The organism is Prochlorococcus marinus str. MIT 9313 (assembly GCF_000011485.1).
Lineage (GTDB): Bacteria > Cyanobacteriota > Cyanobacteriia > PCC-6307 > Cyanobiaceae > Prochlorococcus > Prochlorococcus marinus_D.
The window spans coordinates 334,225-351,076 of the sequence record NC_005071.1; the positions used below are offsets into that span (position 1 = coordinate 334,225).

The window sequence follows — 16,852 nt, forward strand, 5'->3', positions numbered from 1 at the left end:
TGCCCTAATGGTGAGACTGTTTGCTCTACCTAGTCTGAAGACATCGGAGTACGCCACCACTTGATGTCCCGTCGTCGTACTGGTGCCATTGCGATAGGGGTTGGTGCTCTTACTGCTGTTGTGTTGTCTCTAGTAGGAGCAAAGACACCAGTGGTTATTGGGAGTGCTGCTGCCTTAGGAGTCGCTGGTGGGGTTGTTGCTGGTCGTAAGGGGATTGGAAAGAGTGCTGATGAATTGATGGAAAGCGGAAAATCAAAGTTAGAAAATAAGGATTTTCATGGGGCGATTGATGATTTCAATAAGTTATTAGATAGTCACCCTTACAATGCTGATTCATATTATAATCGTGGACTTGCTAAAGCAAAATTAGGCAATAATCAAGGAGCAATTGAAGATTACAGCAAAGCAATTGAAATAAATCCTTTACATGCTATTGCGTATACAAAAAGAGGTAATGCTAAGTTTGACTTAAAGGATCATCAAGGAGCACTTATTGACTGCAGCAAAGCAATTGAAATAGATGACAATAATGCTGAATTCTTCTTTAATCGAGGATTCCCAAAGTTGAAGTTGGAAGATCAAGAAGGGACCAAATCGGACTGGTTTAAAGCAGCAGCATTAGGAGATAAGCATGCAAGTATTTGTTTGAGAGATTTATTTTATAGTCACTCTCAAAGTATGATAGATGCTCAATCTGATGACCTAACAGAAGTTGAAAGGCACTCAAGGCGGTGCCTTCTCCTAGAGGATTTTGATCCTCTGGAGGCAATTGATGGATACTTAACACTACTAAGTATCGAACCTTCTAATGCCGAACACTATATCTCTATCGGCAAGTTAAAAAGGAGAATAGGAGACAATGAAGGGGCGTTGATTGATTTAAGCACGGCGATTGAACTTGACCCGAAGAGTTCTACTGCTTATGGAGAGCGTGGTCTTGTAAAGAGCATAATGGAAGACTATATGGGAGCAATTAATGACTATAATCATTGCTTATGTGTTAAAAGAGAGAAAGTGCTTGAGAAGCGTTATCAAACTTTTATCAAGAGATTACTGGGTGATCTTTTAAGGCAAAATACAGATATCAATCCAAAGGATTCGCTTAACTATACTTATCGTGCTGCGAGTAAATGTAGTGAAGGTGATTATCAAGGCGCTATAGAAGATTATACTAAAGCACTAGAATTAGACAGTAAGAACTCTTTGGCATATATGTTCAGAGGTGCTTGCCATGATTTAAGTGGAGATTCAAAAGCAGCGCTTGATGATTATTCAGAATCCATAGAACTGAATCCCTCTAATGCAGATATCTATTACACCCGTGGAGTTACATTAAGGGACTCCGGTGATGATATAGGTGCACTTTCAGATTTTACCCTAACTATTAAATTAGACAGATGGAATGCATTAGCATATAGGAATCGAGGGAATCTCCACTTTAGACATTCAGAATTAAAAAGTGCTTGTTGCGATTGGAATGAAGCGTCAGACTTAGGAGATGAAATAGCAAAAGGGTTATTAGAAGAGCATTGTGACTCTTGTGAATTGCAAACCACTTCATATCAATTTGCCAAACTAGGAGATGAAAATTTTGATGATGATTATGCTTCTGCAATAGATGCTTACAGTAAGGCATTGGAAATTAACCCCAATGTTGAGATTTATCTTATGCGTGCTGCTGCAAAAGTTGAATTAGAAGATCTTGAAGGAGCAATGTATGATTATGAGAAGGCATTGGAAATTAATCCATACTGTCACGATGCATATTTCTATCGTGGAATTAGCAAAGAAGATTTAGGAGATTATCCTGGGGCAATTGATGATTTTACCAAGGCAATAGACATCTCTCCTGATATACGTAGTTACATGAATCGTGCCTCTCTTAAATCAGATCTTGGTGATTACCAAGGGGCAATTTCTGATTATACGAAAGTATTAGAAATTGACCCTTATGAAGATGAAATACGTTTCATCGTAGGTGCATATAATCGCCGTGGAGAAGCAAAAGCAAGGATTAATGATAGAGAAGGAGCATTAGAGGATTTTACTGAATCTATTGAAATCGACCCAGAGAACATATATGCCTATATAAATCGAATATTAGTTAAAAAAGAACTAGGAGACCTCAATGGAGCATGTGAGGACTGGAAGAAAGCAGCAGAACTTGGCAATCAATATCCATATATGAAGGTGCGGTTGGAAAACAATAAAGAAGTAACCAAGTTTGTGACGGAGCACTGTCAGTGACCTAGGCGTTGCTTCAGAGGGGTCGCTAACGGGCAAGAAGTCTTTCCCCACCTAGTCTGAAGGCATCGGAGTACGCCACCTCTTGATGTCTCGCCGTCGTACTGGTGCCATTGCAATAGGGGTTGGTGCTGCTACTGCTGTTGTTTTGTCTCTAGTAGGCGCAAAGACACCAGTAGTTATTGGGAGTGCTGCTGCCTTAGGTGTTGCTGGTGGGGTTGTTGCTGGTCGTAAGGGAGGTGGGAAGAATGCTGATGAATATCTTGAAAGCGGAAAGTCAAAGTTAGAGAAAAAGGATTTTTATGGAGCGATTGAAGACTTAAATAAAGAAATAGAGATCAATTCTCAGGATGTCGCTGCTTATAGTAAACGTGCGAATCTAAAAGAGAAATTAGGTGACCATAAAGGGGCAATTGATGATTTTACAAAGGCAATAGAGATTGATCCTAACCATGCCCACCCATATTACAATCGTGGTTTTTCTAAGTGGCAATTAGGCGATATTCAAGGAGCAATTGCTGATTACAATCACGCTTTAGCAATTTATCCACTCTTTAAGGATGTCTACTTCTTCCGTGGCATGGCAAAAGACCAAATCGGAAATTTTGATGGAGCAATTGCTGATTACTCAAAGGTGATTGAGATTGATCCTGACCAACTGTATAAATATCGAGATGAGTGTAGTGCCTATTTCCACCGTGGTAAGGCAAAACATAGTAGTGGAAATATTTCTGGAGCAATTGCTGATTACTCAAAGGCAATTGAAATTGATCCTAAAAATGATAGCGCTTATAATAATCGTGGGATCATCGAGGATGATTTAGGGCAGCGTAAACTTGATGATTTCTATTATCAACTAGCAATTGCAGATTACGACAAGGCGATAGATATCAACCCGAGCAATGCCGATGCATATCTCAACCGGGGGCATACAAAATTAAATCAGAGAGATTTTGATGGGGCAATTGCTGATTTCAATCATGCCTTAAATATTGATCCACAGGTTGATAACATATATTTGAAACGCGGCGTTGCCAAGGACGAATTAGGAAATCATCAAGGAGCAATTGCTGATTACACAAAGGCAATAGAGATTGATCCTCAGGACGCCCTTGCTTACAACAACCGTGGTGTTGCAAAGAGTAAATCAAATGATTTTCAAGGATCTATTTCTGATTGCACAAAGGCGATAGAGATTGATTCAAAATATGCGTTTGCCTATCGGAACCGAGGACATTCTAAAAAAGAATTAGGAGACCTAATAGGTGCCTCTGAGGACTGGAAGAAAGCAGCAGAATTAGGAGATCAAGGCGCTGCAGAATTGCTGAAAGAGGAAAGACTCAAGACTGGTTCATTGATTGATCAGATGTTTCAAGTAACTATTGGTAAGCAAAGTTCTAATGAGTCCGATGGTCTAGACCTTTCAGATACAGGTGACACTAATGGCAAAATCAAGGAATTAACAAAGGTAATAGAACTGAACCCTAATTATGCCGATGCATACAGTCTTCGTGGTGTCGCTAAGTTTCAATTAGATGATTACCAAGGAGCACTTGAAGACTTCGATTATGCGTTAGAAATTAATCCTAATGATGCTGAGACTTATTTTATGCGCGGTAATGTGAAAGGTGAAATAGGAGATACTGAAGGAGCAATCTCTGATTACAGTAAAGCAATAGAAATTGATCCTAAAGATGCAGATGCATTCACTAATCGTGGTCTTGCAAAGTACGATTCAAAGGATTATCAAGGAGCAATTGCAGATTACAACAAGGCAATAGAAATTGATCCGCAACTTGCCGATGCCTACAACAATCGCGGTCTAGTCAAGGATGAATTAGGTGATCATCAAGGGGCAATTGCAGATTACAACAAGTCATTAGATATTAATCCTCAACTTGCCGATGCCTACAACAATCGTGGTCTTGCCAAGTATGATTCAAAGGATTATCAAGGAGCAATTGCTGATTACAACAAGTCATTAGATATTAATCCGCACTTTGCCCTTGCTTACAACAATCGCGGTCTTGCCAAGGATGAATTAGGTAATCATCAAGGAGCAATTGCAGATTACAACAAGGCAATAGAAATTAAACCTCAGTATGCCAATGCCTACTTCAACCGTGGTAATGCCAAGAGTGATTTAGGAGATACTCAAGGAGCAATCGCTGTTTACAGCAAGTCAATAGAGATTAATCCGCAGTATGCCGCTGCCTACTACAACCGCGGTAATGCCAAGAGAAAATTAGGAGATAATCAAGGAGCAATTGCTGATTGCAGTAAAGCAATAGAGATTAATCCGCACTTTGCCCTTGCTTACAACAATCGTGGTCTTGCCAAGTATGATTCAAAGGATTATCAAGGAGCAATTGCTGATTACACCAAGGCAATAGAGATTGATCCAAAGGATGCCGATGCCTACTCCAACCGTGGTTATGCCAAGAGTCATTTAGGAGATACTCAAGGAGCAATTGCTGATTACACCAAGGCAATAGAGATTGATCCAAAGGATGCTCCTACCTACTACAACCGTGGTTATGCCAAGAGTCATTTAGGAGATACTCAAGGAGCAATTACTGATTACACCAAGGCAATAGAGATTGATCCAAAGGATTCCGATGCCTACTCCAACCGTGGTTATGCCAAGAGTCATTTAGGAGATACTCAAGGAGCAATTGCTGATTACACCAAGGCAATAGAGATTGATCCAAAGGATGCCGATGCCTACTCCAACCGCGGTCTTGTAAAGGATGAAGAACTAGGAGACCATCAAGGAGCAATTGCTGATTACACAAAAGCAATAGAGATTAATCCGCAGTATTCCAATGCCTACTACAACCGTGGTAATGCCAAGAGTGAATTAAAAGATTATCAAGAAGCAATTGCTGATTACACAAAGGCAATAGAGATTGATCCAAAGGATGCTCCTGCCTACTACAACCGTGGTAATGCCAAGAGTGAATTAAAAGATTATCAAGAAGCAATTGCTGATTACAGCAAAGCAATAGAGATTAATCCGCAACTTGCCCTTGCCTACAACAATCGTGGTCTTGCCAAGTATGATTCAAAGGATTATCAAGGAACAATTGCTGATTACAACAAGGCAATAGAGATTGATCCACAGTATGCCAATGCCTATAAAAATCGTGGTAATGCCAAAAAAGAACTAGGAGTCCTCAAAGGTGCCTGTGAGGACTGGAAGAAAGCAGCAGAACTAGGAAATGAAGATGCTGCCTTGTTGGTGGAGGAGCACTGTCAGTGAAGTCCTCATTTAAGTGACTCGCATGCCTCCCCGTCTTTATCCCGATCCAGATAGGAGTGCCCTTCCCTGAGCAGTTCCTGTGCTGCATTCCATGATCTGATCTCTTTGCACCGATAACGCTTTCTCCTGCTGTTGGTCTGCTTGTTTTTCCTGTATTCCCAAGGTCGGTGTATTCCTCCAGGAACAGACCCAGACCCCAATACCTCCCCGTCTGGCATAGGTCTCTAGTTGGGAGTAGGTCTGCCGATCACACCCTTTGATGTACTGCCAATAGACAAAGGCATTCCCCGACTTCACTAATGAGTGGTTGATGTTGCTGCCATTGAGAATGACTTCAGCAACGGTTCTTCCATAGCGGTCAGTTGCCTTGGAGCGGAGAGTCACATCAGAACCAACCGGCAGAAGACTCTTCAGTGCTTGCCGTGCTGCTTTGCCATAGGGCGATTGGGAAGTCTCTGGAGCATCAATGCAGGCAAGTCGCACTTTGGTTCTTTGATTGCCTTCTATGACGGTGAGAGTGTCGCCATCACCGATCGAAAGTACTTCTGCTGCATTGGAAGGGACTGCCCAAAGAGCAAGAAGCAGAACTAGAAATCCCTTGCCCATATCCGATCCAAGCAATTGGCAAACTCCTTCTCCGTCAACGGTTTGGCAAGGTCTTGCTTTCTCTTAGATCCCCTGATCCACCACATCATCAAAACCCCGTAGAAAACAACCAGCAAACCAACTTCGCGATAACTCCAGTGCAAGTGCTCCATCAGTTCTCGCCCAGTCCTTTTAGTTCCTTGAGTAGGGCACGGTTGAGGTTGTCATCGCAGCGAATGATCACCTGCGGGTAAATAGTGCCTTTTTTATAGGGGGCATATGCCTTGGCACAAACCTCTTTAGTTGTCTGTTGCCATCGCTCAAAGGTTCCAGCAGGTAATTGAGATCTCAAGTTCTTATTGGAGTCCTCCAGATCAAGAGAAGCGCAGTACCTCATCTCAAGAGTGTTTTGACCAGGGCACTGGAGGTCTTGCCCTATCACTTTTGGTAGTTGGAGGAGACATGCAAGTGGCAAAAGAGCAGGCAGAAATCTCATGGGGTGTTTTTGATCGACTTAAAGGAGTCAAATAACTTCTGATACCACTGGCGTATGTACTCCCTGCCTTCTGCTGATTCTGCAGGACACAACTTTGCCCATCTCATAAAGGGGTTGCCATGAACCGTTTGAAACTTTGGTTGACCTTTCCAGTCCCCTTCTCTGTAGAAGACATCTTGTTCCCAACTGTCGGAACGGTCGGCATTGGAACTGGTAGCAAACTTCTCTCCAGCACAATCTGCGAATAACCAAATTTCAGATTCGGCAGGACCACATCCGTCTTCATCACCTCTACATAGTCTTGTCCTATAGACCCCATTCTCGTCTTTGGAATTTATCCAAGTTCTTTGGATGACTTTGATCCTGATCCACCCGTCATCCATGGTTTCTGGATAGGTCAGTTGCTCTGTCTCAACACTGCAACCTGTCCCACATCCAAAGACAGGAAGTACATGGTCTTGCCTTACCTGTAGGGGCACTTGAGTTCCAGTCACGAGTAGGAGTGATCCAACCAGTGCCGGGAGGTTCATGGTCGTGCTCTGACCTTCTGCCTATAGGACCATCTAAGAGCGTTTTTGAGTGGTTGGCGATCATTGCTGAGAGGAACGCCTCCAAGACCCCCTAGGAGGGCAAGAAGTCTCTCCCTGCCTAGTGTGAGGTCATAGGAAGATGCTTTCTGCTGATGCATGAACGAAACACCGCTGAGGAATATATAAAACGTGCTAAGGAAAAGTTCCTATTGAAAAATTATCGAGGTGCGATCTCTGATTGCAGCAAGGCAATAGAAATTGATCCAAAGGACTCGAGTGCCTACCACATTCGTGGTCTTGCGAGGATTATTAGTGATGAAAAGGAATTAGCGCGTAATGATTTGTACAAGGCATCCGAGTTGGGCGACAAACATGCTATGGAGATGCTCAAGAAGTGTTTTTATCCAAATGTACAGAATTTAATTGATTTAGAAACAAAGAAAATTGAGAAGGATGCTTCTAATTTTGAACATTACATAAGACGTGCTCTCCTTAAAGAAAAGTTTGACCCGAATGGAGCAATAGCGGATTATTCAAAAATATTAGAAATTGATTCTGAGCGTGTCGATGTTTACTTCTATCTTGCTTTAGTCAAGAATAAAGCAGGATATCCCAAACAAGCAATTGAAGATTGCAGAAGAGCATTAGATATCGAAGCAGGAAATCTCCTTCTCAAGGAGTATTTTGAACTTCGTAACTTTGTAAACTATCTATTAGATGGGAAATCTGAACCCTATCAAGACGCAGGCGACTTGATAGGGGTAATATTGGTGCGTGAACCTAAAATTACACCTAGTGATTCATTAGAGTATAATTTGAGAGGTATCAGAAAAGCAGATTTAAAGAACTTCCCAGGCGCAATTGATGATTTCAGCAAGGCAATAGAACTAGAACCTAGAGACTGTCATTTGTATGTAAATAGAGGGATTTATAGGGATATGTCAGGGGACCCTGAATCCGCAATTAGTGATTATTGCAAGGCAATAGAAATTAATCCGGATTTTGCAGATGCATACTATGAACGTGGTGTTACTTTAAGGGACTCAGGGCATCAGGAAAGAGCAATTTGTGATTTTTTGAAGGCAGTTGATTTAAATCCAAAATATAGTAATGCTTATCTCAATATAGGAAGCATAAAGTTTCATAGTTCTGATGTAAAAGGTGCCTGTGCTTACTGGAAGAAAGCATCGGAATTGGAAAATAAAACTGCTGACCTACTTTTAGATCAGGAATGTGCCTCACAGGGTGTACTTGCCAGTCTGAGTTATTATTTAAACCTTGGAAGTGATAGATGTGAATCTGGCGATTTTGAAGGTGAAATTAATGCTTACGACAAAGCGCTTGAACTGAGTCCTAATGATGCAGTTATCTATAACAACCGCGGTAATGCTAAGCGTAAGTTGGAAGACTATCAGAGTGCTATTGAGGATTACAATAAATCAATAGAGATCAACCCTAGTTCTGCTGCCCCTTACTTCAATCGTGGCGATATAAAGTATGTGTTAGATGACCATAAAGGCGCGATTGATGATTATAATCTGGCGCTAGAGGTTGATCCTGATGATCCGTTTCTCTATGCTAAACGTGGCGACCTAAGGGTTGCATTACATGACTATCAAGGAGCAATTGCTGATTACACAAAGGCGATAGAGATTAATCCCCAACTTGCCATTGCTTACTACAACCGTGGAGAGGCAAAAAAAGAAATAGGAGACCTCAAAGGTGCCTGTGAGGATTGGAAGAAAGCGGCAGAACTAGGATACGAAGATGCTGCCAAATTGGTGGAGGAGCACTGTCAGTGAAAAATCCTCTAATCAAATTGCCTAAGAAAATACTTAGACATTATTTTCTAATGTGGGAAAGATGTCTTGATATTGATGGACTCTGTTCGCGGGAGGAATATGTGTGGTCTATTTTAGGGTTGATAATAAATGGACTAATTTATCTCTCAATAGTCAATCATGCCACACAGAAGTTGAAATCGCTCAGTCCATTAGCATACATTATTATCAATACAGTTATCTTCTCTATTTTATTCATTCCTCCAGGAACTCTTACTCTGAGGCGCCTTGGAGATGGAGGTAATGGGACTTGGTGGTTATGGACACTCGTGTTAATACTTCTTCCAAATTCGATAGTTTTTAGTTTTCTAAAAATAGCAACTGTACTCTATGTCTTTTATATGCTTTGCCAACCATCCAAAAGCAGGACGAGTCTAAGTGCTGAAGATTACAACGATGTAGGGAATACCAAGGGTGAATAAGAAAATTATGAAGGCGTAAATTATGATTACAACAAGGCAATAGAGATTGATCCACAGTATGCCAATGCCTATAAAAACCGCGGAGATGCAAAAAAAGAACTAAAAGACCTCAAAAGTACCTGTGAGGACTGGAATAAATCAGCAGAACTAGGAAATGAAGATGCTGCCAAGTGCTTGGAGGAGCACTGTCAGTTTCCTAGGCGTTGCTTCAGAGGTTTGACCCAATGTATAGAAGTCTCTTTTAGAATGAATCTACTAATATAAAGGATCAAATAAACTCGATTGGATCTTGAAATGGAACCTGACTGCCAATAAATGGTAATACCTTGGAAATATAGAGATCAGTAATCATTAGAAAAGAAATGAGTGCTGCCTTGCGATTCAATAGTGAAATAATCATGGATTAATGTTTCATCCCACACTGCCTGCCAATCAATCTGACAGGTAATAAATTCGGGAATAACTGAATCATCTAGATAACCTAATTCGCGGCATAAATTCCTGGAAAATGTTGCCTCAACGCGAATATCTGTAGGTAGAGTAGACACGTAAGCGTCTCCCCAGTACATATCATTTATACCTAGATCTAAAATCTTTTCGAATAATTCATCAGTCAAATCCGGAATATCCTGACGTATAAACTCAAATAAACTAGAATCGTCAGGAGTAGTTGTCATTTTGAGCAATAGAATCTAACTAGAAAATTATAATAGTTAAAAAGGCATTCCAAGTTCTCTTGCGTAACAATTATATCATTTAAAAACTCTTTTTCTTTTTTTCTCCTCTTCTAATCCTTAAAACCTTAGAAGAACTAGGAAGTGAAGATGCTGCCTTGTTGCTGGAGGAGCACTGTCAGTGACCTCTCAGTGCTTTCAGATCGGTCTGTAACAGGCAAGAAGTCTCTCCCTGACAGCATCTCAAGGGATATCAAGACCCGTTAATCCAGTGCTGATCACGCGCATCTAAGGATTATGAGAAAGTGACTATTGCCCTGGAAGAGGTCGAAAATGACTCCAAGTGAGATTGCCGATCTTGTTTCCCTGGGCGAAATCAGGAGAAATCTAGACAAAATGAATATTTCGATTGATCAGGGTGAGGAAGAAGTTATGTGCATTGTGGAAGATAAACTCAAAGAAAAAGCAATAAAATATAGTGAGGATGATCTTTATGATGCCAATAAACTAGTCATCGAAAAGTTCAATAGTGCATATAGATCTCAATTAAAGAAAGAGGATCAATTCAAAAATAGTACTGTTGAGGAAAACACGTCTGTTTCACCTATTCGTACGTATGGACCATCTGTAGGGATAGGAATTGGTGTTGCTGCGATCACTGCTATTGGTGTTTCTGCAATTGGAGCACAAAGAACAATGACTATTGCATCTTCTGCTGCTTTAGGTTCATCAGCAGTAGTACTGTCCTATAAATTCAGGTCTACAAGCAAATCTGCTGAAGCAGCAAAAACGGACAAAGTTATCCGTGAGTTCATTTCAGAGTTTAGGGAAGAAGCAGATAATCTGCCTAATGCTTATAAAAATTTTCGAAAGGGTGCCCGTCAGTACTCCAGTGTTGCTTCAACAGAGGAACTTTTTGGCGCAATACACAAATTCAATGCCGCTTGGAAACATGCAAAGGATAAGTATAAACTTTAAGATAATTGCTAAGGATTGGAGAATCCTATTGATAAATAATTTTGGTCAAGACCGAATTCACCAATGGTTCCTGAAAAGATTTAAATTGCTCTCAAGGTATCTTCCCTGAAGCACGCAGATCTGATATCTCCTGAAAGACTCTCTCTACGATTTTGGATCCCCTGCGATTGTAAGGAAGTTCAGCAAATACCTCCTCAAAAATCTGTTGATCAGAAAGCAAGGATCCATCAGAGCAGATCCAGCAGATATATTCAGCAATCTCCTTGCCATAGTCATCAATGGATGGATACCCAGGCAAGTTGGGTTTAGGACCGTTTCGCGTCCTGATGGGGACTGTCTCTTGAGTTGTCTGAGGTGATTGCTCAGACTGGGTGAGTGGGCGAGATCTAATTGCCTTATTAACAGCATCTATAGCGATTTCGACCTCGCTTTCTTTATTGGTGAACCATTCGGTAGACCAAATCCTATGGAATTGCCACCCCAATCTTTCCAGATGATTCTGACGAATACGATCTCTATCTCTGGCAGTATCACTTGAGTGATATGACGCGCCATCTGCTTCTATTGCCATAACAAATCTGCCTTTCTCCTCTGGGTGCTGAACCGCAAAATCGAGGCGATATCCTGAGACTCCATATTGAGGGACAAGACCAACTCCCCTGGCAACAAGAGCGTCATGAATATCCTGCTCAAATGGATTCATTGGTACGGTCTCGCTAGATAAGTCGCCAAGATCCATCCCGCCACTCTTGACAAAGCGCAGATACTTAATAAGACCCTTCACGCCAACACTGTTGATGCGATTGTCGTCGTATTGATAGGGGTTGATCGTTGTGATCACTTCAACCCGCTTTCTGGCACGGGTTACTGCCACATTCAGTCGTCGTAATCCAAAAAAGTTCTTATCAATATTGATAGGACCAAAACTGTTCTGGACTTTTCCTAATTCCTTTGGTCCATACCCTGTGGCAATAAAGACCACATCGCGTTCATCCCCCTGAATTGCCTCTAGGTGCCTGATGACTAGTTTTTCCTCAGGTTTACCCTCTGGGAATAACGGCAGAGAGGGGGTAGCACCAACCTGCTTGTGAAACTCATTTTCGATCTTTCTTGCGTGCTCACTGCCAAAGGCAATGACGGCAAGACTCAGATGAGGATTTATTTTTAGGTGATTGATGACAAGTTCTACTGTCTTCTTCACCTCTGCTTTAGGAGAGGATCCTGTGACCTCCTTGAGTTCACCTTCGATGTGGTGGTAGTCAAAGGGTGCTTCTTGAGAAGTCGATGGTGCAGTGACTAGGCGAGAACCGTACAGATCAGGGTGCTTGTTGGAGAAGGCAATCAGGCGCTCATCCTCCGACCTGTAGTGCCACTGAAGGGTTCGTACTCCCACAACAGGTGGCAAGACCGACTTGACGGCATCGAGCAGTGATTCGGTCTCATCTACTGCATCGAATGAATCCTCATCGTCTAAGTCATCGCCTCTGTGGTCATCATCTGAGGATTTTGAGAAAAAGGAAGTGGTTGTCGGCGACAGTTGTTTTGAGTCGCCAGCAACGATGGTTTGCTTGCCTCGCAGTATCGATGTAATTGCCTCAAAAGGGACAATCTGACTTGCCTCATCAAAGATCACGACATCAAAGAAGGGTTCTTTATTGGCAGGTAGGAGTTCTGATACGACCAGTGGACTCATTGCCCAGCAAGGTTTTACAGATTTGAGTATTTCTGGGGCACAGGCAAATAATTTCCTTGCCGACAACCGGTTTTTTCTTCTTGTGCTCTGCTGACGAAGCAAGTCTTCCTGGTCTGGATGCTGTTGACGCAACTTATGTGCACGTTCAGCAGTGATGCGTCTGATTCGCTGCCCAGTGGTTGCTATGTGCTCAGAATCGGTTTCGCGGAACGTACCTATGGTCCTATCTAGATAATCTCTTGTAGAAGAAGCAAGTGAAGGTGCATTGATTCGAATGACTTCCTCAACTTTCTGTGCCCATGCAGAAATGATTTTTTTGTAAACAACTTCTGATGCTTCTCCAGATACAAAGTCTTTAATTACTTTATCTATCAAACCTATTTCCGAGAGACCTAACTCTTTCAGTTTCAATAGAGATGCTTTGACTCTTGGAGCATTTGGAATTGAGCGTCGATATCTTTCGATTCCATTTAGTGTTGCCTTTAGTTCGCCAAGGTTCGATTGTTCGCCAAGTAAGTCATTGATGTATCTATTAAGAGTAGAAATTGATTCCAGGAGACTATCGATACATCCATTCAATTCACTAGGGCATGATGCTGTAGAGGGATTTAGTCCTATCGATTGGAGATACTGTTGATTTGAATATACCTGACTTGCATTTCTTAGGTTGTCAATGCTTGGTTTGACTTGATTGATAAGTGCATTCTTTAAACTTTTAAGTGCTTGACGGTAATCTGCGTCTGTCAGGAACGAAAGTATTCTCAGTAATAGATTCCTGTTTAGCACTTTCTTTAAATGCCTTATTGCCTCTTCTTGCAGTCTTATTGCCTTTGAGGTGTCCAAAGTCTGGTTACTTCTGAATTCCTCAATATTATTGATTGCTTCCTTGACTTGTTCGCATGAGTTCAGGATGATTCTGACTTGCTCGTTATGTGTATTGACCCATGCTTCGACAGAACCCAGTGCTGGTCTTGCATTGTCCAATGCATTGAATACATCTTGTACATCACTAGTTGATTTGATTTCACCTGCCTTTATTCCTTTTGAAAGAGGAAATGTGTCAGATAGTAGTTCTCCTGCAGATAAATTCTCCAGTTCTTCTAGGGATTGCTTTATGTCGTCTGTATCAGCAGATTTGATATTGATTACCTCATCATTTGATATTAAATATGGATTGTCTTTGATCTCACTAGATTCCATTCCATACTGAAGGATGTCGATGTAGGAACATCCCCATGGAGATCTCTTCTCTTGAATCTCTTTGGTTCTATTCACCAATAACTTCCTGGATCTCATAAGGCGCTGTTGATTCTCTGAGCAGTCAACTATTGGGATGTTGGCGATTTCATCAAGTGCTTTCACAAATGGTTCTGCTGGTCGTTTTCTAATTGTTTCCGCAGAATGCAGATCAAGGAAGAAATTCCCAAGTCCCACATTGTCCACCCGCTTTTTAACTGCATCAATTGCTGCTCTCTTTTCTGCGACAAATAACACGCTCTTACCAACTGCCATATAACTTGCTATCAAATTGGCAATCGTTTGACTCTTGCCTGTCCCTGGAGGACCTTCAATGACAAGGTTCTGTCCTTTTAATGCAGAATTAATTGCCCATTCCTGACTTGAGTCTGCATCGAGTACCAAGAATTCATTTTCAGGAGGTACACGATCTGGTTCACTGCGATCAACCTTAGCAATATCTTTCTTTAACTCACCTTTTGAATCCTCATCACCTGCCAGCGCAGCAATTAAAGTATTTGCAGAGAGTGACTCCACTGCAGATAACAAATCTTTCACCATCGGCAGTTTCTGATAGCGAAGATTCTTGATTGCAAATCCAGGGTTGATTGCTAGTTCGACAGTCTCAGGGCATTGTTCCCGCACAACACGCTCTAGTTCTTTTGCACCCTCTGTTTGAGCATCTTCTATTGCATCCTCATCGATATCAATATCTAAACGACGTTTGAGATGTAGCAGAAAGACAGGGTTTGCTTCAGGTTCTGCACTGATCAATTTCAGGCGCGTTCTTTGTAGTGATACTCCTGGATTTTCAATCTTTAGTGAATAAAGCAAAAACGGTGCATTGGGGTTGGCAGTGCTTCCGCCTTTCCATGTCGCAAAACCAGTGATCAGTCTTAGACATTCGATCCCTGACTGTTCTTCTAGTTCAATTGCCTTCTTGATAACGCCTGTTGCTGCCCTTCTGTTCTCTGCGACTTCTATGTCAATAAAGTCGGAGATCAGCAGTGATTCCCCGTCCAGCAGGCGTTTAACTGCTTCTTCTGATGGGATCAGTGTTCCACCCTTGGTCTGCTGAAAACTAATCAGGTCATTCCGCCCTGACAGATCGATCAGTTCATCTGCCCACTGTCGATAGCGGTGCTCAAGACTCATGTATGCCCAGATCTAAATCCAAGATATTCCTGCTCGGCGGACCGATCCTTTTTGCTTCAAACCAATAGTCACCATTGCACTGTCGGACCCTTCTGAGCACTAGAGATCCGAGTAGTCACCGCAAACCACTTGACCCAATCGACCCTCTCGGACTAGTACAGGTGTATTGACGTGAAGGATTCGATGGCACGGTTCTCAGGCAGGCAACTATCGCCAATCCCATCTTCTGACCCAGAGGAGTGGCAGTGCATGGATGACGGCACTCTCAAACCCTCGCGATCAGGAGCGGTTTGCATGACCTGTAATCACTTCCGCTATGCCGTTGGGAAGCAATGCCAGACGCTATTGACCTGTCCTATCCATCAACGCCTGATTCCTCAAGGAGAGCACCTCAACAGCAAATGCCCTCAATGGATCATGAGAAGGGAACTGGAGGTTGGATGGGCGCCTGAGGTTGCTTAGATCGCCCAAGAACGATTCAGAGGGGCGCAGGGCGCCTTGTTAACTCAAAGCGCTGCCTCCTGAATTTTCTGATTCATCCAGTCCTGCACGTCATGCTTGGTCCAAACAACCTGTTGAGGTCCAATCTGGATTTGCCTTGGGAATTTCTTTTCGGCGATCATCTTGTAAATCGTCGACTTAGAGAGCGATGTCATCTCTTTTACTTGATTCAATCGCAGAAATTTTACTTCATAAGTCATTAGATAGATATCCTATTCCTCCTTCTTATTGTATCACATATTGCTAAATTTAGCAACTTTGGTTATAGATAAATGTATGGTGGAAATGTTGGTGGATATTGCTTATCGATCTTGCTAAGTGGTCCCGATTGGTTTGCTGCAGTGTATATTCCATTCAGATCGACGGACACCCTCTCCGTTGCTTGATTCTTCGTCTCTGGTTCAAAATATGAAAATTGCTCGAGGTATTTCAAAATGAATAAATTGCGTAAGTTTTTCCTGATTGCATTTTGGGCAGGAGCATTTGTTGTTCTGGTTTACCTTATACAGACATATGGTATTGAGCCGCTTCGTAATGCGGTCGAAAGTATGGGCATCTGGGCTCCTTTGGGGATAATGCTACTCCGAGGGATTAGTATCATTTTACCTGCCTTGCCTAGTTCTGCATATTCACTTTTAGCAGGTTCTCTATTGGGGTTTAAAACAGGATACGTAACAATTGTTTTGGCTGATCTTATCTTTTGTCAAGCAGCATTTTTTATCGCTAGAAACTATGGAAGAGAACCTGTTCGCCGCTTGGTTGGAGTGAAAGCAATGAAGAGAATCGAGGGCTTCAATCAAAATCAACTGGAGGGAAACTTTTTCCTGATGACCGGACTCTTAATGACCGGACTTTTCGATTTCCTGAGCTACGCCATTGGAATAGGTGGAACACGTTGGCGTCTTTTTACTCCAGCATTAATTGTAAGTCTCTTGATTAGTGATTCCATCATTGTCGCTGTCGGTGCTGGAGTAAGTCAGGGGGCTGGATTGATGCTTGGAGCTGCTCTGCTTGGGATGTTTGTACTCGCTAGTGTCGCTGGTCTTACTAAGAAGAAGGTCTCTAATACTAATCAATAGGATTTAAAATAGTCTTGTTTCCACTATTTTTTCTGAAATCAGTCTTTAGTGCAAGAGGCTCGGTAGAGATGGTTCAGTGTGCATGGATTTTTGAACCACTTTGAGCCAATTCTTACCATATATGCCCCTTGGTTCTCTCGTCTCCCTACATGCGAG

General features: G+C 42.1%; 13 protein-coding genes and 2 pseudogenes. 8 read left to right on the forward strand and 7 right to left on the reverse strand.

What is annotated here, in order from left to right:
- Positions 1–63: 63 nt before the first annotated feature.
- Both AKG35_RS01565 and AKG35_RS01570 read left to right on the forward strand, forming a co-directional pair.
- The gene (locus AKG35_RS01565; protein WP_011129674.1) at positions 64–2,247 is read left to right on the forward strand and encodes a tetratricopeptide repeat protein; all 2,184 of its coding nucleotides are present in this window, start codon (positions 64–66) and stop codon (positions 2,245–2,247) included.
- An 85-nt stretch (positions 2,248–2,332) separates the two neighbouring features.
- Positions 2,333–5,506 carry a tetratricopeptide repeat protein gene (locus AKG35_RS01570; protein WP_011129675.1) on the forward strand — a complete coding sequence of 1,058 codons (3,174 nt, stop codon included), beginning with the start codon at positions 2,333–2,335 and terminating at the stop codon, positions 5,504–5,506.
- A 5-nt stretch (positions 5,507–5,511) separates the two neighbouring features.
- Here the strand turns inward: AKG35_RS01570 and AKG35_RS13440 are convergent, their stop codons facing one another.
- From AKG35_RS13440 to AKG35_RS01585, 4 genes and pseudogenes are all read right to left on the reverse strand, one after another.
- Positions 5,512–5,724: an excalibur calcium-binding domain-containing protein gene (locus tag AKG35_RS13440; protein WP_236069630.1), complete on the reverse strand. Its 213-nt coding sequence runs from the start codon at positions 5,722–5,724 to the stop codon at positions 5,512–5,514.
- 31 nt (positions 5,725–5,755) lie between these two features.
- Positions 5,756–6,112, reverse strand: a pseudogene (locus AKG35_RS13445) (thermonuclease family protein); the annotation flags it as partial.
- A 151-nt stretch (positions 6,113–6,263) separates the two neighbouring features.
- Positions 6,264–6,587 carry a hypothetical protein gene (locus AKG35_RS01580; RefSeq protein ID WP_011129677.1) on the reverse strand — a complete coding sequence of 108 codons (324 nt, stop codon included), beginning with the start codon at positions 6,585–6,587 and terminating at the stop codon, positions 6,264–6,266.
- On the reverse strand, positions 6,584–7,117 hold the full coding sequence (locus AKG35_RS01585) for a hypothetical protein (RefSeq protein WP_011129678.1): 534 nt from the start codon (positions 7,115–7,117) through the stop codon (positions 6,584–6,586). Before AKG35_RS01585 ends, AKG35_RS01580 begins: the two co-directional genes overlap by 4 nt.
- A gap of 152 nt (positions 7,118–7,269) precedes the next feature.
- Here AKG35_RS01585 and AKG35_RS01590 point away from each other — a divergent pair, with 152 nt between their 5' ends.
- The 3 genes and pseudogenes from AKG35_RS01590 to AKG35_RS12685 form a co-directional block, all read left to right on the forward strand.
- Positions 7,270–8,919 (forward strand): tetratricopeptide repeat protein, encoded by a 1,650-nt coding sequence (locus AKG35_RS01590; protein ID WP_011129679.1) that lies wholly within the window; start codon positions 7,270–7,272, stop codon positions 8,917–8,919.
- Between the two features lie 50 nt (positions 8,920–8,969).
- Positions 8,970–9,380 (forward strand): DUF805 domain-containing protein, encoded by a 411-nt coding sequence (locus AKG35_RS13735; RefSeq protein WP_419177153.1) that lies wholly within the window; start codon positions 8,970–8,972, stop codon positions 9,378–9,380.
- A 33-nt stretch (positions 9,381–9,413) separates the two neighbouring features.
- Positions 9,414–9,644: pseudogene (locus tag AKG35_RS12685) on the forward strand (hypothetical protein); the annotation flags it as partial.
- A 77-nt stretch (positions 9,645–9,721) separates the two neighbouring features.
- On the opposite strand, the gene AKG35_RS01600 reads toward AKG35_RS12685, so the two are convergent.
- Entirely contained in the window at positions 9,722–10,057 is a 336-nt protein-coding gene (locus AKG35_RS01600) for a hypothetical protein (RefSeq protein ID WP_041384271.1), read from the reverse strand.
- Between the two features lie 330 nt (positions 10,058–10,387).
- On the opposite strand from AKG35_RS01600, the gene AKG35_RS01605 reads away from it, so the two are divergent.
- Positions 10,388–11,032, forward strand: coding sequence for a hypothetical protein (locus tag AKG35_RS01605; protein ID WP_011129680.1), 645 nt, complete (start codon positions 10,388–10,390; stop codon positions 11,030–11,032).
- A 91-nt stretch (positions 11,033–11,123) separates the two neighbouring features.
- Here AKG35_RS01605 and AKG35_RS01610 read toward each other — a convergent pair whose 3' ends face one another.
- Complete coding sequence (locus AKG35_RS01610) at positions 11,124–15,116, reverse strand: AAA domain-containing protein (RefSeq protein ID WP_011129681.1); 3,993 nt, start codon at positions 15,114–15,116, stop codon at positions 11,124–11,126.
- 183 nt (positions 15,117–15,299) lie between these two features.
- Here AKG35_RS01610 and AKG35_RS01615 point away from each other — a divergent pair, with 183 nt between their 5' ends.
- The gene (locus AKG35_RS01615) at positions 15,300–15,578 is read left to right on the forward strand and encodes a hypothetical protein (protein WP_041384272.1); all 279 of its coding nucleotides are present in this window, start codon (positions 15,300–15,302) and stop codon (positions 15,576–15,578) included.
- 44 nt (positions 15,579–15,622) lie between these two features.
- Here the strand turns inward: AKG35_RS01615 and AKG35_RS01620 are convergent, their stop codons facing one another.
- Positions 15,623–15,817: a helix-turn-helix transcriptional regulator gene (locus AKG35_RS01620; RefSeq protein WP_041384273.1), complete on the reverse strand. Its 195-nt coding sequence runs from the start codon at positions 15,815–15,817 to the stop codon at positions 15,623–15,625.
- 234 nt (positions 15,818–16,051) lie between these two features.
- Between AKG35_RS01620 and AKG35_RS01625 the strand changes: the two genes are divergently transcribed.
- Positions 16,052–16,696 (forward strand): TVP38/TMEM64 family protein, encoded by a 645-nt coding sequence (locus AKG35_RS01625; protein WP_011129684.1) that lies wholly within the window; start codon positions 16,052–16,054, stop codon positions 16,694–16,696.
- The last annotated feature ends 156 nt before the right edge of the window (positions 16,697–16,852 follow it).